The organism is Nonomuraea sp. NPDC049725, from assembly GCF_040674795.1.
GTDB lineage: Bacteria > Actinomycetota > Actinomycetes > Streptosporangiales > Streptosporangiaceae > Nonomuraea > Nonomuraea ceibae.
Window position 1 is genome coordinate 822,242 of the sequence record NZ_JBFANJ010000001.1, and the last position, 18,925, is coordinate 841,166.

The following is an 18,925-nucleotide window of genomic DNA, read 5'->3' on the forward strand; positions in this document are numbered from 1 at the left end:
CCGTGCTTGCTGTTGCCTGAGTGGTGATGCACTGTGGGCGAGTCACACGAGCGGGGTGTGTCTTGTCCACAATCACACGACGTCTGCCACCGGCCGAGGCCACCGGGTTACGCACCGGCGCCCGGCACCGGCTGGCCCAGGTCTACCGGACCGGCGACCTCGTCGTGCTCGGCCTCGGCGTGATGATCGGCGCCGGCATCTTCAGCATCGCCGGCCAGCAGGCCGCCACCGTGGCCGGGCCCGGCGTCATCCTCTCCTTCATGATCGCGGGCATCGCCTGCCTGCTGGCCTGCCTCTGCTACGCCGAACTGTCGTCCACCATGCCGGCCTCCGGCAGCGCCTACACGTTCACGTACGTCATCTTCGGCGAGGTGTGGGCGTGGGTCATCGGCTGCGCGCTGATCCTGGAGCTGCAGCTCGCCGCCGCCGTGGTGGCCCGCGCGTGGGGCCGGATCGCCGTCGGCGCCATCGCCAACACCGGGGTACGCGTCCCGTACCCGGAGCTGGTCGAGGACGGGCTCGTGCTGCTCATCCTGGTGCTGCTCACCGCCGTCGTCGCGATGGGCGCCCGGATCGGGCTGCGCGCCCTGTGGGTCATGGTGTCGGCCAAGCTGCTGGCCATCGGCGCCGTCGTCGTCGTGGGCGTGCTCCACGTCGACCCCGCCAACTACGCCGGCTTCTACGCCGAGCCGCAGCCCGCCGCCACCCCGTCGGCGACCGTGCTGGAGCTGTTCACCGGGCAGGGGCAGGTGTTCGGCTGGTTCGGGGTGTTCGCCGCGGCGCCCGCCATCGCCTTCGCCTACATCGGCTTCGACATCGTCGCCACCGCCGCCGAGGAGACCGTCAACCCGCGCACCGTCGTGCCCAAGGGCATGATCCGCGGCCTCGTCGTCGCCACCGTCATCTACATCGCCGTGGCCGCCGTCATGGTCGGCATGGTGCCGCACACCGGCATCGCCGTCGCCGCGCCCCTCACCAGCGCCTTCCAGGCCGCCGGGATCGACTGGATGGTCCACGTCATCGACGCCGGAGCCGTGCTCGGGCTGACCACGGTGATCCTCGTGCTGATCGTGGGGCAGACGCGGGTGCTGTTCTCCATGGCCCGCGACGGGCTCATCCCCCGCCGGCTCGCCGTCATCAGCCGCGCCTACCACACGCCCTCCCGCGTCACCCTCGTCATCGGCGCCACCGCGATCGTGCTGGCCGAGTTCGTGCCCGTGCTCACCATGCAGGAGCTGGTCGTGATGGGGACGCTGTTCGCGTTCCTGTTCGTCGCGGCCGGGGTGATCACCATGCGGCGCGGCATGCCGGAGCTCGAACGCGGCTTCCGGGTGCCGCTCTCCCCGCTGCTGCCCGTCCTGTCGCTGCTGGCCACCCTCTGGCTCATGGTGAACCTCAGAGTGCAGACCTGGGCGTGGTTCGCCCTGTGGATGGCCTTCGGCCTGCTCGTCTACCTCGCGTACGGCCGCCGCCACAGCCTGCTGGCAGGCGGCGAGCGGCCACCCCCGCCCCTGCCCCACGGGCGCGGCCGGCACCGGCGCTAGAGCCGCCCCGACTCCCGCACACCCTGGAGGAACGCCCGGGTGCGCTCGTGGTGCGGTTCGTCGAACAACTGCTCCGGCGGCCCCTTCTCCAGCAGCACACCGCCGTCCAGGAAGCACACCGTGTCGGAGATCTCCCGGCAGAACGACATCTCGTGCGTCGTCAGCAGCATCGTCATGCCCGACTCCTTCAACTCACGGATGATGCCGAGCACCTCCCGCACCAGCTCCGGGTCCAGCGCCGACGTCACCTCGTCCAGCAGGATCAGCTTCGGCCGCGTCGCCAGCGCCCGCACCACCGCCACCCGCTGCTGCTGCCCTCCCGAGAGCTGGTCAGGGTACGCGCCCGCCTTGTCCGCCAGCCCGAACCTGGACAGCAGGTCACGCGCCTCCTCCTCGGCCCGCTCCTTCGGCACCCCGTGCACCTGACGCGGCGCCAGCGTGATGTTCGCCAGCACCGTCATGTGCGGGAACAGGTTGTACGCCTGGAACACGATGCCGAGCTGCTTGCGCACCCCGTCGACGTCCACGCGCGGATCGGTGATCTCCGCACCGTCCAGCCGGATCACGCCGTCGTCGACCGTCTCCAGCAGGTTCGCGCAGCGCAGCAGCGTCGACTTGCCCGACCCGGACGCCCCGATCAGCGTCACCACCTCGTGCGCGTGCACCTCCAGATCGACGCCGCGCAGCACGCTGTGGTCGCCGAAGTGCTTCCACACCCCTTCGATGCTGAGCAGGCTCACGCGCCCCGCCTCCTTCGTGTCCGCTCGGCCAGATGGTCGGTGAACCGCGCCATCGGGATCGTCAGCAGGATGAACAGCAGCGCCGCCACCAGGTAGGGGGTGTAGTTGAAGTTGTCCAACGTGTGGATCTGCGCCTGCCGCAGCGCCTCCAGGGCCCCGATCGTCGCCACCAGCGCGGTGTCCTTTTGCAGCGAGATGAAGTCGTTCAGCAGCGGCGGCACGACCGTGCGGGTCGCCTGCGGCAGCACCACGAACCGCATCGCCTTGGCCTGGCTCAGGCCCAGCGACCTGGCCGCGGCCATCTGGCTGGGGTGGACCGAGTCGATGCCGGCCCGGAACACCTCCGCCACGTACGCGCCGTAGGACAGCGTCAGGGCGATGATGCCCAGCGTCGCGGGGTCGCTCGGGATGCCCTGCAACCGGAGCGCGGGCAGCCCGAACCCGACCAGGTAGATGACCAGCAGCGTCGGCACGCCCCTGAACACGTCCACGTAGAGCGTGGCCAGCGCGCGGATCGGGAGGAACGCCGGCGACTTGACGTTCCTGGCCAGCGCCACCAGCAGGCCCACCACCAGGACCAGCGGCTCGGTGATCAGAAAGATCTTGATGTTGAGCAGGAACCCCTCGGCCACGTCCGGGAGCGACGTGCGGAACACCTCGGCGTTGAAGAACGCCGCCTGCACCCTCGTCCAGCCGGGCGCGTTGGTGGCGATCGTCGCCAGCAGCACGACGAACACGACCACCGAGGCGGTGGCGATCGAGGCGTTCCGCCGGCCCTGTGACCGGCGGATCCGCTCGCGTTCCTGCTGGCGTTCGCTCTTGACCCAGGTGGGGCCGGCGGTCACTTCAGCTCCGGCGCGCCCGCCGCCGAGCTCAGCCACTCCTGCTCGATCTTGGCCAGCTCACCCTTGGACTTGAGCGTCTCGACGGCCTTGTCGACGCACGACTTGATCGCGCTGCCCTTCTCCATGACCAGGCCGAACTCCTCGGGCGCGCCGCCCGTCGAGCTGAACTGGCCCACGATCTTGGAGCCCTCGACCTGCGCGGCCGTCACGTAGAAAGCCGTGGGCAGGTCCACCACGATGGCGTCGACCTGCTCGTTCTTGAGCGCGCTGACGGCGTCGCCCTGGTCGTTGTAGACGCTGGGCTCCTTGGCCGGCTTGATGACCTCCTGCACCGCCGACAGCGAGGTGGTGCCGACCTGGACGCCGAACTTGGCGTCCTTGAGCTCGGCCAGCGTCTTGGCCCCGGCGTACTTGCCGTCGCCCGCGGTGACGACGGCCTGCTTGACCGTGTAGTAGCCCTTGCTGAAGTCGACCGCCTGGGCGCGCTCCGGGCTGATCGACACCTGGTTGATGTCGAAGTCGAACTGCTTGGCCCCCGGGGCGAACGCCGAGTCGAACTTGACCGTGGTCCACTGCACCTCGTCCCGGTCGAAGCCGAGCTCGCCGGCCACCGCGAACGCGACCGCGCTCTCGAAGCCCTGGCCGTTGCTCGGGTCGTCGTCCTTGAACCACGGCTCGAAGGCGGGCTTGTCGGTCCCGATCGTCAGCTTGCCGGCGTTGACGAGCTTGAGCTGGTCCTTGGTGCACGCGGTGGACACCGTCGGGGCCGGGGCGGCCGTGTCGGCGGTGTTGTCGACGGGCGCACAGGCTACGGCCGCCGCCGCGAGCGCGCCGAGCGCGAGCAGCATCGAGGGACGGGCCATGGCGGAGCCTCCAGGGGGAAACGCGAAGAAAAGAACGAAAAGGGATTCTACGCTGCGCACCAACCGCCCCCACCTGCGGTCCGGCTGGCGAGACGGCGACGGCCCCCTCCCGGGAACGGGAGGGGGCCGCCGGCGAAGCGGGAGAGCGTCAGCCTGCGACGACCTCGACGTCGACCGACGCCGAGACCTCGGGGTGCAGCTTGACGGTCACCTTGTGGGAGCCGACGCTCTTGATCGGGTTGACGATCTCGATGCGGCGGCGGTCGAGCACCGGGCCACCGGCAGCCTTGACGGCGTCGGCGATGTCGCCCGTGGTGATCGAGCCGAACAGGCGGCCGGAGTCGCCCGCGCGGGTGGTGAGACGGACACGCAGGGCGCCGATCTGACCGGCGACCTCCTTGGCCGTGCCCAGGTCGCGGATCTCGCGGGCGTCACGAGCCTTCTTGATGGACTCGATCTGCCGCTCGGCGCCACGCGTCCAGCGCATGGCGTAGCCGCGAGGGATGAGGTAGTTACGGCCGTAGCCGTCCTTGACCTCGACAACGTCGCCGGGGGCGCCGAGGCCGGAGACCTCGTTCGTGAGGATGAGCTTCATTTCGACAGGCCTCCTTAGCGCGCGGTGCTCGTGTAAGGCAGCAGGGCCACCTCACGGGCGTTCTTGATCGCCGTCGCCACGTCGCGCTGGTGCTGGGTGCAGTTGCCCGTCACCCGGCGCGCACGGATCTTGCCACGGTCGGAAATGAACTTCCGCAGCAGGGCCGTGTCCTTGTAGTCGACGTAGGAGATCTTGTCGTGGCAGAACAGGCAAACCTTCTTCTTGGGCTTGCGCAGTGCCGGCTTTGCCATCGTGGTGCTCCTTTCAGAGCCCCGCCGTCAGGCGGGAATGGACTCGGGCTGGTGGACTGGGTCTAGAAAGGCGGTTCGTCGCTGAAATCGCCGCCGCCGCCGAAGCCGCCGGAGTTGCCGCCGCCCTGCTGCTGGCCGCCGCCCTGGTAACCGCCGCCGCCGCCACCGAAACCGCCGCCGCCCTGAGGCGGAGCGGGCGAGGCAGAGGCCCAGGGGTCATCGGCCGGACCGCCGCCGAAGCCGCCACCGCCGCCACCCTGACGGGAGGTGCGGTTGACCTTGGCGGTGGCGTTGCGCAGGGACGGGCCGACCTCGTCGACCTCGACCTCGTAGACGGTGCGCTTCTCGCCTTCCTTGGTCTCGTAAGACCGCTGCTTGAGCCGCCCCTGAACGATGACCCGCATGCCGCGCTGGAGGCTTTCGGCGGCGTTCTCCGCCGCCTGCCGCCACACGTTGCAGGTCAGGAAGAGGCTTTCGCCATCTTTCCACTCGTTGGTCTGACGATCCATGAACCGCGGAGTGGACGCGATGCGGAATCGAGCCACCGCTTGCCCCGTCGGGGTGAAGCGCAGCTCCGGGTCGTCGACAAGGTTGCCGACGATGGTGATTACGGTGTCGCCTGCTGCCATGGCCAGCGCTCGCCTTCCTGCACGCCTTCGCTTTGGTTACGGCCCAGAGTAGGGGGCTGCTCCGACAAAAGCCGGTGCTTAGTGCACGTCGGGACGCAGGACCTTGGTGCGCAGGATGCCCTCGTTGAGGTTCATCTGCCGGTCGAGCTCCTTGACCGTCGCGGGCTCCGCGGACAGGTCGATGACGGCGTAGATGCCTTCGGACTTCTTGTCGATGTCGTAGGCAAGACGGCGACGGCCCCAGACGTCGACCTTCTCCACGGTGCCGCCGTCGTTGCGGACCACGGTGAGGAACTGGTCGAGGGACGGCGCCACGGTGCGCTCATCGAGCGAAGGGTCCAGAATGACCATTACTTCGTAACGACGCATGCGGGACTCCAACCTCCTCTGGACTCTGCGGTCACGACACTCTGCCGTGACAGGAGGACGCTGCGCGGGCCCTGGCCGCCCCTTTCGGCGCCCGGGGGTGACGGGTCACCCATCACAACGCAGCGTCGTTCAGGTTACCAGCAGCTCGCGGATGGGAAGGCACAGATAAACAAGGGGGTGGTTCGCAATGCCACACGTCCTCCAGCCCACGCAGCGCGAACGCGTCCGGCTCACGCTCAACACCGACGGCCGCGCCCATCCGGTCGAGAACGCCTTCGCGGTCGCCACGCTCGTGTGCGGCCTCGTGGCCTTCGGCGCCACGTTCTTCCCGGGCGGCCACGTCATCGCGTCCTGGGCCGGGACGCTCGGCTTCGGCATCGGCCTCTACTCGCAGTACGTCTCGGCGACCACGCCGCAGCGCTCGCTGAACATCGTGGGCCTGGTGGCCTCGTTCGTCGGCGCCGCGCTGGGCATCGCCAGAGGCGGTTTCCTGCCGTAACTCCGCTTCCTGCCGTAAGTCCGCCCGTAAGCCCGCGCGGCGCCCTCAGCCGCCGATGTGCAGGTCGACGCCGAGCAGAATCAGGAACCACAGGAAGATCGCCAGCAGCGCCTCGGCGACGTCCCTGAGTACGGCGGGGGTGATGTAGTCGTAGACCCACGCCACGTAGATGCCGATCACGACGTAGATCAGGAATATCAGGGATCGCCAGCGCCAGCGGCTCATGCCGTGCTCCTCGGGGGTCAGGGGGTGCAAGGCGACTTCCCCTGGGCACGCCGTCCAAACGGATAGGCTCGCTGACATGGTGCGCATCGGAGCTCACGTCGGCCAGGACGACCCAGCCGCCCACGCCGCGGCCATCGGCGCCGACGTAGTGCAGTTCTTCCTCGGCAACCCGCAGGGCTACAAGAAGCCGGAGCTGCCGGACCGGCCGGTCGAGGGCGTCGACATCTTCATCCACGCCCCCTATCTGGTGAACGTGGCCTCGACCAACAACCGCATCAGGATCCCGAGCCGCAAGCTGCTGTCGCAGCACCTGGAGGCGGCGGCGAGCATCGGCGCCAAGGGCCTGATCGTGCACGGCGGCCACCTCAACAAGGACGACGATCCGCAGGCGGGCTTCGACAACTGGCGCAAGGTGTTCGAGCGCCTGGAGTGCCCGATCCCGGTGCTGATCGAGAACACGGCGGGCGGCGACAACGCGATGGCGCGCAGCCTGGACCGGCTGGCCCGGCTGTGGGACGCGCTCGACGGCTTCGACGTGGGCTTCTGCCTCGACACCTGCCACGCGCACGCGGGCGGCGAGGAGCTGCCTGGCCTGGTCGACCGGGTCAAGGCGATCACCGGCCGGATCGACCTGGTGCACTGCAACGACTCGCGTGACGACTTCGGCTCGGGCGCCGACCGTCACACCAATCTCGGCAAGGGCAAGATCGACCCGGAGCTGATCCTGGAGGTGTGCCGGGCGGCCGGCGCGCCGATCGTGGTGGAGACCCCAGCCGAAGGTCAAGCCGAGGACATCGCCTTCCTGAGGAAGAATCTCTAGCGGAAACACACAGCCTGTGGATAACTTCCCTGGATTGCCGACGCGGCAAAGTGGGTAAGGAGTTCAGCCCGCCCAGGCGCCCGAGAGGAACCGGGCGGTGTTGAGCACCATGAGCGGCCCCGACACCAGCGCGTAGGCCACGATCACCCACTGCCTCCTGGTGGCGACCTGGGCGATCGCCACCCACAGCGGAAACCACAGCAGCAGCGAGCGCGGCAGCGACAGGTAGTAGGCCGAGGTCATCAGCGCCCCGGCCTGCAGCCCCACGTAGACCGCCTCGCTCCAGCGGCGCAGCGCAAGCAGCCACACCAGCACGGCCACGGCCGCCACGGCCCCGGCGATCTCCATCCGGAAGGCCGCCGCCATGTCGCCGTCGCCCATCGCGGAGTCCCAGGTCACCGCCCACGACTCCCACGGCCACACCAGCTCGCGCCCCCAGCCGGCCTCCTGCGCGTGCTTCCAGGCCAGCCAGTCGCCCGAGCGGGCGTAGTGGAAGGCGGAGTACGCGGCCGGCGGCAGGAACGGCACCAGCAGCCAGCCCGCCCTCCGCACCGGCTCCCGGCTCGCCGCGAACTCCACGACGAGCGCGGCGGCCAGGAACAGCCCGGTGATGCGCACGCACGACGCCCCCGCCGCCAGCAGCACGGCGGCCGGCCAGCGCCCCTGCCGCGCCGCCAGCCAGGCGGGGATCGCGAACGCCAGGAACAGCGACTCGCTGTAGCCGGCGGCCAGGAACACCGCGGGCGGGAACAGCACCAGCGCCAGCACCGCCACCCACCCGCGGGCCCCCTCGAACTCGGCCAGCCGGGCCAGCGCCACCATCGCCACCGCCCCGGCCGCCAGCGACACGATCAGCCCGGCGGCCGACCAGTCGGGCACCACCAGATGGACCGCGCGCAGCGCCAGCGGCAGCCCCGGGAAGAAGGCCGGCAGCCCCTCGTCGCGCGGCTGCCCGGGGTCGCCGTCGTAGCCGTGCTCGGCGATGGTGACGAACAGCCCGGCGTCCCACTGCCGCCACCGGTCCACGTACTCGTGCAGCGTGACGCCGAGCAGCGTCGTCACCAGCAGCCCGGCACGCGTGGCGAACCAGATCAGCAGCGCGTCCCTGCCGGTGGAGCGGGTGATCATGAACTAGCCGGCAGCTCGCAACGTGAACCGGTCGGGAGCTCCGTCGAAGACCCCGCCCACCTGGTCGTCCACCCCCGCCTGCCGGACCACGTCCTTGGCCGGCCGCAGGATGTCACGCACCACGAACGCCATCATGATCCCGATCGTGATGACCCGTCCCCACACGGCGGTGAAGTACGTGTCGTCCCCGATGCCGAGATCGGTCCGGCTGAGCGGCGCCTGGTTGAGCAGGTAGAGCCAGATGGCGAAGAAGTACCAGACCTCGGCCAGCTGCCACAGCACCAGCGGCCGGTAGTTGGGCCTGGCGAGCACGGCCAGCGGCACCAGCCAGAGGACGAACTGCGGCGACCACACCTTGTTCGTCATCATGAACGCGGCCAGCGCCAGGAAGCAGATCTGCGCCAGCCTCGGCCGCTGCGGCGCGGTCAGCGTCAGCACCGCGATGGCCAGGCAGCACAGCGCCAGCGACGCCATGCCGAGCACGCTCACGTCCAGGGTGCCGAGCACCGGCCAGCCCTTGCGCTGGAAGAACAGCCACGGCGATCCCCAGTCGACGCCGCGCTCCTGCGAGAAGACGTAGAAGCGCCGCCAGCCGTCCCAGGCGAGCACCATGAACGGCAGGTTGACCACCAGCCACGCGACCGCCGTCGAGGCCAGCGTGACCAGGAACGGCCGCCACCGGGCGGTGCGCAGCGTGAGCAGGAACAGCGCGCCGAGGAACATCAGCGGGTAGAACTTGGTGGCGATCGCCAGCCCGAGCAGCACCCCGGCCAGCACCTGCCGCTTGCGCGCCCAGGCCAGCAGCATGCCCATCGACAGCGCCCCGGCGACCAGGTCCCAGTTGATGTAGGCGGCCAGCACCACGGCGGGCGCGAGCGCGTACCAGAGGGCGTCCCAGCGGCGGGTGGGGCCGGCGACGGCGGCCATCAGCAGGACGCCGACCACCAGCGAGATCCCCATGAGGATGACGGTGAGGTCGTAGAACAGCACCGCCTGGCCGGTCACGTCCTGCTCGAAGCGGCGCACGAGCCAGGCGATGACCTGCATCACCTCGCCGAGCACCACCGGGTACTCGACGTGCTTCTCGGCGATGACGTCGGCGAAGTACGGGTTCTCGGTGGCGAGCTGCCGGTCGAAGTAGAGCGGGTAGATGTCGGTGTAGCAGAAGTTGGTGTAGACGGTGACCTGGTCGTTCCAGCCCCCGGAGCGGCAGGGCAGCCGCACCAGGTAGGCCAGCGTCGCCCCCAGGGCCGCGAACAGCCCCAGGGGCAGGTACGGGACGGCGCGCGCGACGAACGGCCGGCGCACCGCCGTGTCGGACTTCACCATGGGAACTGGCGGTTGCCGGGCGTCGGCCCCGGCACGGCCGCGCCGCCACCGCCGCCGTCGCCGCCGCTGTCGCCGAGGAAGCCGCCGTCTTCCTCATCCTCGGGGAACGGGTTCTCGGTCGTCTCGTTGGAGACGTCGGAGTCCTCGTCGCACGGGCTGTCGAAGCCGCAGTCCTCGCCGGGGAACTCGGCGTCCGGGTCGGGCGTGTCGCTGGGCGTCGGGGTGGGCTCCGGCTTGGGCACCAGGTCCTCGGAGATGCCTGCGTCGACCCGGGCCGGGAACTGGATGACCTCCTTGCCCTTCATGGCCTCGGTCATGAAGGTCTTCCAGATCGCCGCCGGGTAGGTCGCTCCCTGGAACGCCGCGCCGAGAGGCACCTCGAACGCCGTGCTGTACGGCTTCTGCGGCGTGTACTTCTTCTCCCGGTCGGGGTTCTTGCCCCGGAACCACGGGCAGTTGTCGTTCACCGGCTGCACGACCTTGCCGGTCTTGGTGCGGCACTCCTGGCGGAACAGGCCGACGGCGGTCGACACCTGCGGGGTGAAGCCGACGAACCAGGCTTCCTTGTTGTCGTTGTTGGTGCCGGTCTTGCCGGCCACCGGCCGGTCGTAGAGCGCGGCGTTGCCGCCGGTGCCGGACTTGACGACGGCCTGCAGCGCGGCGGTGGCGTCGGCGGCCGCCTCCGGCGTGATGACCTGGGCGAAGCTCTTCTTCTCGTTCCAGATCGTCTGCTTGTTGCGGTCCTTGACCTGGATGATCACGTGGTTGTCGTAGTGCTTGCCCGCGTTGGCGAAGATCGAGTAGCCGCCGGCCTGCTCGACGGCGGTGACCTGGCCACTGCCGATCGTGATCAGGTAGTGGTGGCGCGACTCGGCGTCCTCCAGCCGCTGCTTGCTGAGCCCGGCCTTCGAGGCGATCTCGATGACCTTGTCGAGCCCGACCTTCTCCCCCATCTTCGCGTAGGCGGTGTTGACGGAGCTGGCCGTGGCGGTGACGACGTCGACGGCCGAGGTTTTGAAGCCGTGGTCGTTGTCGATCGGGGTGGTGCCGGGCAGCTTGACCGGGCCCTTGGTCGGCACGTAGCTGCGCAGGCTGTAGCCGGCGTCGAGCCAGGCCGCGAGCACGTACGGCTTGAACGCCGAGGCCGCCTGCTTCTGCGAGAGGAAGGCGTCGTTCCAGGCGTCCTTGGTGTAGTCGTCGCCGCCGTAGAAGGCGATGATCCGGCCGTTGCGCGGGTCGACCGCGGCCATCGTGGTGCTGATCTCCTCGGGCAGGCCCTTGGTGTGCTGCCTGACCGCGTCACGGGCGGCGCGCATGAGCTTGGGGTCGAGCGAGGTGTAGATGCGGTAGCCGCCCTTCTCCACCTCCTCGCGGTCGATCTTGAGGGTGCTCTCCAGCTCGTTGAGCACCGTCTGCACCATGTAGCCCTTGAGGCCGGCGAAGATCTGCTTGGGCTTGTCCTTGATGCGCTTGGGCGACTTGGGCGACTTGGCAGGCAGGTGTCCGTACGCCTTGGGGTCGAGCTTGGCCATCTGCCCGAGCGCGTAGACGTAGCGCTCCTCGGTGGGGGCGAGGTTGCCGGACTTCTCGGCGGAGTCGAAGGCGCTCGGGTTCTGGATGCGGCCCGCGAGGTAGGCGGCTTCCTCGGGGGTGAGCTGGCCGACCTTCTTGTTGAAGAACGCGTCGGCTGCGGCGCCGATGCCGTAGGCGCCCCGGCCGAAGTAGATGGTGTTGAGGTACTGCTTGAGGATGGTGTCCTTGGTCAGCACCTTGTTCAGCTTGACCGCGACGAAGATCTCCTTGACCTTGCGCTGGATCGTGACCTCCTTGGAGAGGCCGTCGTAGTAGCCGCGCGCCATCTGCTGGGTGATGGTGGACGCGCCCTGCACCTGCTGGCCGGAGACGGTGCTCCACAGCGAGCGGACCATGCCGGAGAACGAGATGCCGGAGTCCTCACGGAACGAGCTGTTCTCGGCGGCGATCACCGCGTCCTGTACGTGCCGCGGGATCTGCTCGAACTCGAGCGGGAGGCGCTTGGTGCCGAGGCGGGCCAGCTCCTTCTTGTGGACGTCGTAGATGATGCTTTCCTGGTCGAAGACGCCGTCCTGCACCTGGTCCTCGCGGGGCACCGGGGTGTTGGCGTACGCGACCGCGATCATGCCGAAGACGCCGGCGGAGAGCACCACGAAGCTGGCCACGACGAGCTTCCAGCTCGGGATGAAGCGCCGCCAGCCGGGCCTGTCGCCGCCCTTGGGCGGGCCGGGCGGCTCGGTCGGCCCGCCGGGGCCGCCGCCGCTCCTGCGCGAGCGCCTCGGGGGCGACTCGCTGATCATGGTCTCCTGGTCGGCGTGGGAGCGGGCCGGCGCCTGCTCGGAGCGCCTGCGGGACCCGGCCGCGCGACGGCGCGGCTCCGGGGCCTCGGACGGCGAGGGCGTCCCGGGGTGCGCGGGCGCGCCGGGGTGGGGAGGCGTCACAGGCTGTGAGGGGGGCCGCAGGTCCGGCCGAGGCTGCTGCGGGCGCGGGTTCTCGCGTCCCGGCGGCTCGTTGTACGGCTGCGCGGCCATCGCCCCGGTCTGCTCGTAGGCCGCCTCGGGACGACGCGCGGGCGGCGTGGAGCCCCAGCCGGAATCGCCGGTTTGCGGCGCGGGATCCTGGGGCACGGAACGGGACGAGCCGGAACGACGGCGCCTACCAGGGCGGGCCGTCCCCTCGTTGCTGCTGTAACTCACACGTCCTCGCATCGTCGTCGGATAGCACGGCGTTTCAGGGCGTGGCTCCTCGCCGTCCTCGGTCTAGATCTTCTACTGTCGTGCGGCCACGTCTGGCGGCCCGTTCCCGAGGACGAACGAGACCGTCAGGTGATTCCAGGAACAACCTTGGCAGACCTCGACCACGTACACCCGGAACTCGTCGTAATCATGGGCCATTGCGGCGAGCTCTGACGTGACCTTTGCCCGACCGGCATGGCGGCTCCGGGAGTCCCCGTAGACATAGGTCACGTTGGTGACGTTCTCCCTCTCGCACACCGGGCAGAGGCGTTCGGTCGGCTCGCCGAAGCGGCGAATCGCCCGTGCCCGGAGGAGGTTGGGCTGTGCGTCACAGAGATCGCCGGACGCGGCGCGCCCGGAACGCGGGGAGTGGACGACCGCCCGTCTGGCAAGGCCGCAATCCACCACCCTTCTCTGTGACCACATGAGCGCCAGACTACGGCTTTTTACTGATTCATCCCAACGCCTTGGTGAACTCATTGATTGCGGGCATATAGCGGAGCGACGTATCCTCGGGATGTATCGGCTCGATACATCGACGCGAGAGGGGGCGATTCCCGTGGCCGCCGGACAAGGCAGGGTGCTGGAACTCGCCGTGCTCGGGTCGCTGCACGAGACGCCGCTACACGGCTATGAGCTGCGCAAACGGCTCAACGCTCTGCTCGGCATGTTCCGCGCGTTCTCCTACGGTTCGCTCTACCCCTGCCTGCGTTCCCTGCTGGCGCAAGGACTCATCGCCGAGGAGCAGCCCGCTCCCTCGACGATCGTGGGCGGCCGGTCGAAGATCGTCTACAAGCTGACCGCGGAGGGCAAGGAACGCCTGCAGGACATGCTCACCCAGGCCGGCCCCTCGGCCTGGGAGGACGAGAGCTTCGGCGTCCATTTCGCGTTCTTCCGGCACACCGAGGCCGAAGTGCGCCTGCGCATTCTCGAAGGCCGCCGTAGCCGGCTCGAAGAGCGACTCGACAGCGTCCGCACCGCTCTGGCACGCACCCGCGAACGGCTCGACAGCTACACGCTCGAGCTGCAGCGGCACGGGCTGGAGTCGGTCGAGCGGGAGGTGCGCTGGCTCAACGAGCTGATCGCAACGGAGAGACGGGCCTCCGAGAGGCCTGAGAGGGATACCACGTCAAGTGATGAGTAAGGGAGCGATTGCGATGGGTTCGGTTCGCGTTGCCATTGTCGGTGTCGGCAACTGCGCGGCGTCGCTGGTCCAGGGCGTTCACTATTACAAGGACGCGGACCCGGCCACACGGGTGCCGGGCCTGATGCACGTGAAGTTCGGCGACTACCACGTGGGCGACGTCGAGTTCGTCGCCGCGTTCGACGTGGACGCCAAGAAGGTCGGCCGCGACCTGTCCGAGGCGATCGTCGCCAGCGAGAACAACACCATCAAGATCACGGACGTGCCGCCGTCCGGGGTGACCGTCCAGCGCGGCCACACCTTCGACGGCCTGGGCGAGTACTACCGCGAGATCATCGAGGAGTCCGACGAGGCCCCGGTCGACGTCGTCCAGGCGCTGCGTGACGCCCAGGTCGACGTGCTGGTGTCCTACCTGCCGGTGGGCTCCGAGGAGGCCGACCGCTTCTACGCGCAGTGCGCGATCGACGCCAAGGTCGCCTTCGTCAACGCGCTGCCGGTCTTCATCGCCTCCGACCCCGAGTGGGCCGAGAAGTTCACCGAGGCGGGCGTGCCGATCGTCGGCGACGACATCAAGTCGCAGGTCGGCGCCACCATCACGCACCGCGTGATGGCCAAGCTGTTCGAGGACCGCGGCGTCGAGCTGCTGCGCACCTACCAGCTCAACGTCGGCGGCAACATGGACTTCATGAACATGCTGGAGCGCAAGCGCCTCCAGTCGAAGAAGATCTCCAAGACGCAGTCGGTCACCTCGCAGATCCCGCACGAGATGGCCAAGGCCGACGTGCACATCGGCCCGTCGGACCACGTGCCGTGGCTCGACGACCGCAAGCTCGCCTACGTGCGCCTCGAGGGCCGCTCGTTCGGCGACACCCCGCTCAACCTGGAGTACAAGCTGGAGGTGTGGGACTCCCCCAACTCGGCCGGCATCATCATCGACGCCGTCCGCGCCGCCAAGATCGCGCTCGACCGCGGCATCGGCGGCCCGATCCTCAGCGCGTCCTCGTACTTCATGAAGTCGCCGCCGGAGCAGTACTCCGACGACCAGGCCCGCGACTACGTGGAGAAGTTCATCCGCGGCGAGGTCGAGCGCTGACCCTCCGGGTCACGTCCGAAGCTCAGTCAAGCCGGACGCGGGCTGCCGGTGGCAGCTCGTCGTCCGGCGCGGCCGGCCAGGCCAGCGGGTCGGGGCCGAGCGCGGCCAGCAGCGGCACCTGCTCGCGGCACCACGGCGAGATCGCGAGCAGGCCGTTGAGCACGCCGTCGGCGAACACCGGCCACGGCATCCACCGCGTCTCGTCCACCTCGTCCGGATTGGGCGACTCGGCGTTGTCGGCCACCACCCGGTAGACCGGGCACAGCTCGTGCTCGACGACCCCGTTGTCCATGACCGCCCGGTAGGAGAAGCGGGGCAGCACCAGGTCGGCGCGCTCGACCTTGAGGCCGAGCTCGAACGACAGCCTGCGGAGCACGGCGTGGTCGAGCGGCTCGCCGGGCATCGGGTGGCCGCAGCAGCTGTTGGTCCACACGCCCGGCCAGGTCAGCTTGTGCGAGGCCCGCCGGCTGAGCATCACCCGGCCCTCCCGGTCGAAGACGTAGCTGGAGAAGGCCAGGTGCAGCGGAGTGTGCTCGGTGTGCACCGAGAGCTTGGGGGCGGTGCCGAGCGCGTGGCCGGAGCCGTCAACGAGTACCACGTGTTCCACAGTCGTCACGCTATGAAGCGTACGTGATCATGAGCAGCGGCAGGACCGGAATGCGAACCTGCTGTGCCAACCTCTTCGCGGGCTAGGCTGAGGCCGTGTCTTTCGTCGCCGATCTCCGCGTCGTTCTCCAGGGGCGGGATTACAGACGGCTGTTCGGCACGCGGCTGGTCTCCCAGTTCTCCGACGGGATCTTCCAGTTCGGCGTTCTCGGATTCGCCTTCTTCAGCCCCGAAAACCAGACCACCGCCCTGGGCGTCGCGGCGGGCCTGGCGGTGCTCCTGCTGCCCTACAGCGTGCTGGGGCCGTTCGTCGGGGTGTTCATCGACCGCTGGTCGCGGCGGCAGATCCTGATGATCGCGCCGATCGTGCGCGGCGTGCTGCTGGGCGGCGCCGCCGCGCTGGTGGCGGCCGACGTGCCCGATCCGGTGTTCTACGCGGCGGCGCTGGCCGTGCTGGGCGTCAACCGGTTCTTCCTGGCGGCGCTGGGCGCCTCGCTGCCGCACGTGGTGCCGCAGGACCGGCTGATGGCCGCCAACGCGGTCACGCCGACCTCCGGCACCGTGCTGACGTTCGTCGGCGTGGGCGCCGGGTTCCTGCTGCGCGGGCTGTTCGGCGGCGGCGACCTCGGGGTGGCGCTGCTGCTGACCACGTCCGGCGTGGTGTCCGTGCTCAGCGCGCTGGTCGCGCGCACGATGGAGCGCTCGCTGCTCGGCCCCGCCCACGACCCCGGGCGTCCGCAGACGCGCGAGGCGCTGCGCAACGTGGTGGCCGGGCTCGCCGACGGCGCCAGGCACCTGCTCAGCCACCGCACGGCCGCCGCCACGATGGGCGCGATGGCCGCGCACCGGTTCTTCTACGGCATCGCGACAGCGCTCGGCATCATCCTCTACCGCTACTACTTCACCGACGGCGACCCCGACGCGGCGCTGAGCGGCGCCAGCCTGGTCGTGGCCACCTCCGGCATCGGCTACTTCCTCGCCGTGATCATCACCCCGTACGCCACCGAGCGGTTCACGATCACTCGCTGGGTGCCGATCGCGCTGGTCACGGCCGGGGTGCTGGCAGGCGTGCTGGTCATCCCGTTCCAGGAATGGGGGCTGCCGGTGGCCGGGTTCGTGCTCGGCATCGCCGGCCAGAGCGTCAAGATCTGCGCCGACACGACCGTGCAGCGCGACGTCGAGGACGTCTACCTAGGCCGCGCCTTCTCCGTCTACGACATGCTCTTCAACGGCATGTACGTGCTGGCGGCGGCGCTGTCGGCGGCCATCCTGCCGGCCAACGGCAAGTCCTATCTCGCCGTGGCCATCATCGTGGCCGGCTACCTGCTGAGCGCGCTGGCCTACCGGGCGATCACCCAGCCGCGCCAGCCGGTCACCCCGTGACGTTGTCGCGCGCCCACTCCAGCAGCGCCTCGGTGGCCGCCTCGGCGCCGATCACACCCTTGTCCAGGCGCAGCTCCAGCAGGAACTTGTAGGCCTGGCCCACCACCGGGCCCGGCCCGACGCCGAGCACCCGCTGGATCTCGTTGCCGTCGAGCTCGGGGCGGATCTTGGCCAGCTCCTCCTCCTCGGCCAGCCGCTCGATGCGCTCCTCGAGCTGGTCGTAGGTGCGCGACAGGGCGGCGGCCTTGCGCTTGTTGCGCGTGGTGCAGTCGGCCCTGGTCAGCTTGTGCAGCCTGGAGAGCAGGTGACCGCCGTCGCGCACGTAGCGGCGCACCGCGCTGTCGGTCCACTCGCCGGTGCCGTAGCCGTGGAAGCGCAGGTGCAGCTCGACCAGCCGCGACACGTCGGACACCACGTCCTTGGGGAAGCGCAGCTCCGCCATCCGCTTCTTCGTCATCTGCGCGCCCACCACCTCGTGGTGGTGGAAGGAGACGCGGCCGCCGGGCTCGTGGCGGCGGGTCTTGGGCTTGCCCACGTCGTGCATGAGCGCGGCCCAGCGCAGGATGCGGTCGGGCTTGCCGTCCTCCTCCTGGGCGATGGCCTGGTCGAGCACGGTCAGCGTGTGCTCGTAGACGTCCTTGTGCCGGTGGTGCTCGTCGATCTCCAGGCGCAGCTTGGGCAGCTCGGGCAGCACGTGGGCGGCCAGCCCCGTCTCGACGAGCAGGCGCAGGCCCTCGCGCGGGTAGCGGCCGCAGATCAGCTTGTCGAGCTCGTCGCGGATGCGCTCGGCCGAGACGATCTCGATCCGCTCGGCCATCGCGGTCATCGCCGCGACCGCGGCCTCGTCGACCCGGAAGCCGAGCTGCGAGGCGAACCTGGCGGCGCGCAGCATCCGCAGCGGGTCGTCGCCGAACGACTGCTCGGGCGTGCCCGGCGTGCGCAGCACCTTGGCGCTCAGGTCGGCCAGGCCGCCGTAGGGGTCGGCGAACTCGTGCCCGGGCAGCCGCACCGCCATCGCGTTGACGGCGAAGTCGCGGCGCTCCAGGTCGGCTTCCAGCGTCTCGCCGTACATGACGTCCGGCTTACGGGACTTGGGGTCGTACGACTCGCTCCGGTAGGTGGTGATCTCCAGGAGCTTGTCGCCCTTGCGGACCCCGACGGTGCCGAAGTCGATGCCGATCGTCCACACCGAGTCGGCCCAGTCGCGCACGATCTCCAGCACGCGCTCGGGGTGGGCGTCGGTGGTCAGGTCGAGGTCGTTGCCGATGCGGCCCAGCAGCAGGTCGCGCACGGGCCCGCCGACGAGGGCGAGCTCGTGGCCCTTGGCCGCGAACAGGCGGCCGAGCTCGTCGGCCACGGGCGCGATCTTGCGGAACAGATCGCCCATGGCGCGCTGCTGGCTTTCGGTCAGAGTTGACTCGGACAAACTCAGTAGGTCCTTCGGATTCCGGAACATATCCCCCGAGCCACATCGGGTCCGGGTTACCTTCGGTCAGGGGACCGACGGCGCCATGGAACGAGGCAAGGAGGTCTTATGAAGGACGCCCTCGCGATCCACCGCTGGCTCCTCACACACCAGGTCCACCATGAGATCGTACGCCTTCCGCGCCCCATGACTCGCGCGGAGGAACTACCCGGCGCGATCCCGGCCGCGCCTGAACGGTGCGTGGCGGTCACGGTGTTCGAGGTCGCCCCGCGGGTCGGGCGCGAGTTCGTCGTGGCGGTCGTCTCCACGGTCGCCACGCCGCCGCCCTCCGGCGCGGTGGGGGGCCTGCTCGGCGTCCGCAACGTGCGTCCCGCCCCGGCGCACCTCGTCAACGCGGCGACCGACTACGCGGCCGGGCTGGTCAGCCCGCTGCTGCTGCCCGAGGACCTGCCGGTGCTCGTCGACGACCGGCTGGACGCCGACACCGAGCCCGTCCACACGGCGACCGGAGACCGCCACACCGCGCTCACCCTGCGCGCGCTGGACCTGCTCGCGCTCGTGGCGGGCAAGACCGTGGATCTACGGGGTCGCGGAGCCCTGGAGGCGGTCGCGCAGCGGCACTGAGCCCGTACCATTGCGGGCGTGCGTCGTAATCCAGCTCGGGCAGA

The 18,925-nt window shown here is 69.6% G+C and carries 21 protein-coding genes; 7 read left to right on the plus strand and 14 right to left on the minus strand.

What is annotated here, in order from left to right; translation table 11 throughout:
* Positions 1-62: 62 nt before the first annotated feature.
* Positions 63-1,544 (plus strand): amino acid permease, encoded by a 1,482-nt coding sequence (locus AB0J53_RS04320; RefSeq protein ID WP_364168480.1) that lies wholly within the window; start codon positions 63-65, stop codon positions 1,542-1,544.
* Here AB0J53_RS04320 and AB0J53_RS04325 read toward each other — a convergent pair.
* From AB0J53_RS04325 to rpsF, 7 genes are all read right to left on the minus strand, one after another.
* Positions 1,541-2,284, minus strand: a complete 744-nt coding sequence (locus tag AB0J53_RS04325) for an amino acid ABC transporter ATP-binding protein (RefSeq protein ID WP_364168482.1) — start codon at positions 2,282-2,284, stop codon at positions 1,541-1,543. The two genes, AB0J53_RS04320 and AB0J53_RS04325, sit on opposite strands and share 4 nt — an antisense overlap.
* The gene (locus tag AB0J53_RS04330; protein ID WP_364168483.1) at positions 2,281-3,129 is read right to left on the minus strand and encodes an amino acid ABC transporter permease; all 849 of its coding nucleotides are present in this window, start codon (positions 3,127-3,129) and stop codon (positions 2,281-2,283) included. Before AB0J53_RS04330 ends, AB0J53_RS04325 begins: the two co-directional genes overlap by 4 nt.
* On the minus strand, positions 3,126-3,992 hold the full coding sequence (locus AB0J53_RS04335; protein WP_364168485.1) for an ABC transporter substrate-binding protein: 867 nt from the start codon (positions 3,990-3,992) through the stop codon (positions 3,126-3,128). Before AB0J53_RS04335 ends, AB0J53_RS04330 begins: the two co-directional genes overlap by 4 nt.
* A 148-nt stretch (positions 3,993-4,140) precedes the next feature.
* The gene (gene rplI, locus AB0J53_RS04340) at positions 4,141-4,587 is read right to left on the minus strand and encodes a 50S ribosomal protein L9 (RefSeq protein ID WP_219519971.1); all 447 of its coding nucleotides are present in this window, start codon (positions 4,585-4,587) and stop codon (positions 4,141-4,143) included.
* Between the two features lie 14 nt (positions 4,588-4,601).
* Positions 4,602-4,838, minus strand: a complete 237-nt coding sequence (gene rpsR / locus AB0J53_RS04345; protein ID WP_020543048.1) for a 30S ribosomal protein S18 — start codon at positions 4,836-4,838, stop codon at positions 4,602-4,604.
* A gap of 62 nt (positions 4,839-4,900) precedes the next feature.
* Positions 4,901-5,467, minus strand: coding sequence for a single-stranded DNA-binding protein (locus tag AB0J53_RS04350; protein WP_219519973.1), 567 nt, complete (start codon positions 5,465-5,467; stop codon positions 4,901-4,903).
* A gap of 78 nt (positions 5,468-5,545) precedes the next feature.
* Positions 5,546-5,836 (minus strand): 30S ribosomal protein S6, encoded by a 291-nt coding sequence (gene rpsF, locus AB0J53_RS04355; protein WP_026214314.1) that lies wholly within the window; start codon positions 5,834-5,836, stop codon positions 5,546-5,548.
* A gap of 187 nt (positions 5,837-6,023) precedes the next feature.
* On the opposite strand from rpsF, the gene AB0J53_RS04360 reads away from it, so the two are divergent.
* On the plus strand, positions 6,024-6,335 hold the full coding sequence (locus AB0J53_RS04360) for a hypothetical protein (protein WP_219519976.1): 312 nt from the start codon (positions 6,024-6,026) through the stop codon (positions 6,333-6,335).
* A 45-nt stretch (positions 6,336-6,380) separates the two neighbouring features.
* Here the strand turns inward: AB0J53_RS04360 and AB0J53_RS04365 are convergent, their stop codons facing one another.
* The gene (locus AB0J53_RS04365) at positions 6,381-6,560 is read right to left on the minus strand and encodes a hypothetical protein (RefSeq protein WP_364168489.1); all 180 of its coding nucleotides are present in this window, start codon (positions 6,558-6,560) and stop codon (positions 6,381-6,383) included.
* 76 nt (positions 6,561-6,636) lie between these two features.
* Here AB0J53_RS04365 and AB0J53_RS04370 point away from each other — a divergent pair, with 76 nt between their 5' ends.
* Complete coding sequence (locus tag AB0J53_RS04370) at positions 6,637-7,380, plus strand: deoxyribonuclease IV (protein WP_219519980.1); 744 nt, start codon at positions 6,637-6,639, stop codon at positions 7,378-7,380.
* A 63-nt stretch (positions 7,381-7,443) separates the two neighbouring features.
* Here AB0J53_RS04370 and AB0J53_RS04375 read toward each other — a convergent pair whose 3' ends face one another.
* From AB0J53_RS04375 to AB0J53_RS04390, 4 genes are all read right to left on the minus strand, one after another.
* Entirely contained in the window at positions 7,444-8,508 is a 1,065-nt protein-coding gene (locus AB0J53_RS04375) for a mannosyltransferase family protein (RefSeq protein ID WP_364168491.1), read from the minus strand.
* Between the two features lie 3 nt (positions 8,509-8,511).
* Positions 8,512-9,837 (minus strand): glycosyltransferase 87 family protein, encoded by a 1,326-nt coding sequence (locus AB0J53_RS04380; RefSeq protein WP_219504409.1) that lies wholly within the window; start codon positions 9,835-9,837, stop codon positions 8,512-8,514.
* Positions 9,831-12,497: a transglycosylase domain-containing protein gene (locus AB0J53_RS04385; RefSeq protein WP_357592567.1), complete on the minus strand. Its 2,667-nt coding sequence runs from the start codon at positions 12,495-12,497 to the stop codon at positions 9,831-9,833. The genes AB0J53_RS04380 and AB0J53_RS04385 overlap by 7 nt, the downstream gene beginning before the upstream one ends.
* A 141-nt stretch (positions 12,498-12,638) precedes the next feature.
* Positions 12,639-13,085: a DUF5318 family protein gene (locus AB0J53_RS04390; protein ID WP_364168494.1), complete on the minus strand. Its 447-nt coding sequence runs from the start codon at positions 13,083-13,085 to the stop codon at positions 12,639-12,641.
* Between the two features lie 79 nt (positions 13,086-13,164).
* On the opposite strand from AB0J53_RS04390, the gene AB0J53_RS04395 reads away from it, so the two are divergent.
* Positions 13,165-13,749: a PadR family transcriptional regulator gene (locus AB0J53_RS04395; RefSeq protein WP_219504419.1), complete on the plus strand. Its 585-nt coding sequence runs from the start codon at positions 13,165-13,167 to the stop codon at positions 13,747-13,749.
* A gap of 13 nt (positions 13,750-13,762) precedes the next feature.
* Positions 13,763-14,842: an inositol-3-phosphate synthase gene (locus AB0J53_RS04400; RefSeq protein WP_364168496.1), complete on the plus strand. Its 1,080-nt coding sequence runs from the start codon at positions 13,763-13,765 to the stop codon at positions 14,840-14,842.
* Between the two features lie 22 nt (positions 14,843-14,864).
* Here the strand turns inward: AB0J53_RS04400 and idi are convergent, their stop codons facing one another.
* The gene (gene idi, locus AB0J53_RS04405) at positions 14,865-15,458 is read right to left on the minus strand and encodes an isopentenyl-diphosphate Delta-isomerase (protein ID WP_219504402.1); all 594 of its coding nucleotides are present in this window, start codon (positions 15,456-15,458) and stop codon (positions 14,865-14,867) included.
* Between the two features lie 86 nt (positions 15,459-15,544).
* On the opposite strand from idi, the gene AB0J53_RS04410 reads away from it, so the two are divergent.
* Positions 15,545-16,831 (plus strand): MFS transporter, encoded by a 1,287-nt coding sequence (locus tag AB0J53_RS04410; protein WP_364168497.1) that lies wholly within the window; start codon positions 15,545-15,547, stop codon positions 16,829-16,831.
* On the opposite strand, the gene AB0J53_RS04415 is transcribed toward AB0J53_RS04410, so the two are convergent.
* Entirely contained in the window at positions 16,821-18,218 is a 1,398-nt protein-coding gene (locus AB0J53_RS04415; protein ID WP_364168499.1) for a CCA tRNA nucleotidyltransferase, read from the minus strand. The two genes, AB0J53_RS04410 and AB0J53_RS04415, sit on opposite strands and share 11 nt — an antisense overlap.
* 147 nt (positions 18,219-18,365) lie before the next feature.
* Here AB0J53_RS04415 and AB0J53_RS04420 point away from each other — a divergent pair, with 147 nt between their 5' ends.
* A complete protein-coding gene (locus AB0J53_RS04420; RefSeq protein WP_364168500.1) occupies positions 18,366-18,881 on the plus strand; it encodes a YbaK/EbsC family protein in 516 nt (171 codons plus the stop codon).
* The last annotated feature ends 44 nt before the right edge of the window (positions 18,882-18,925 follow it).

Bases quoted from the DNA above. Each gene is read 5' to 3' on its own strand.
- AB0J53_RS04370 (WP_219519980.1), top strand. From the start codon at position 6,637: ATGGTGCGCATCGGAGCTCACGTCGGCCAGGACGACCCAGCCGCCCAC.
- AB0J53_RS04365 (WP_364168489.1), bottom strand. From the start codon at position 6,560: ATGAGCCGCTGGCGCTGGCGATCCCTGATATTCCTGATCTACGTCGTG.
- AB0J53_RS04415 (WP_364168499.1), bottom strand. From the start codon at position 18,218: ATGGGCGATCTGTTCCGCAAGATCGCGCCCGTGGCCGACGAGCTCGGC.
- rpsR (WP_020543048.1), bottom strand. From the start codon at position 4,838: ATGGCAAAGCCGGCACTGCGCAAGCCCAAGAAGAAGGTTTGCCTGTTC.
- AB0J53_RS04350 (WP_219519973.1), bottom strand. From the start codon at position 5,467: ATGGCAGCAGGCGACACCGTAATCACCATCGTCGGCAACCTTGTCGAC.
- AB0J53_RS04375 (WP_364168491.1), bottom strand. From the start codon at position 8,508: ATGATCACCCGCTCCACCGGCAGGGACGCGCTGCTGATCTGGTTCGCC.
- AB0J53_RS04420 (WP_364168500.1), top strand. From the start codon at position 18,366: ATGAAGGACGCCCTCGCGATCCACCGCTGGCTCCTCACACACCAGGTC.
- rplI (WP_219519971.1), bottom strand. From the start codon at position 4,587: ATGAAGCTCATCCTCACGAACGAGGTCTCCGGCCTCGGCGCCCCCGGC.
- AB0J53_RS04360 (WP_219519976.1), top strand. From the start codon at position 6,024: ATGCCACACGTCCTCCAGCCCACGCAGCGCGAACGCGTCCGGCTCACG.
- AB0J53_RS04335 (WP_364168485.1), bottom strand. From the start codon at position 3,992: ATGGCCCGTCCCTCGATGCTGCTCGCGCTCGGCGCGCTCGCGGCGGCG.
- rpsF (WP_026214314.1), bottom strand. From the start codon at position 5,836: ATGCGTCGTTACGAAGTAATGGTCATTCTGGACCCTTCGCTCGATGAG.
- AB0J53_RS04400 (WP_364168496.1), top strand. From the start codon at position 13,763: ATGGGTTCGGTTCGCGTTGCCATTGTCGGTGTCGGCAACTGCGCGGCG.
- AB0J53_RS04390 (WP_364168494.1), bottom strand. From the start codon at position 13,085: ATGAGTTCACCAAGGCGTTGGGATGAATCAGTAAAAAGCCGTAGTCTG.
- AB0J53_RS04380 (WP_219504409.1), bottom strand. From the start codon at position 9,837: ATGGTGAAGTCCGACACGGCGGTGCGCCGGCCGTTCGTCGCGCGCGCC.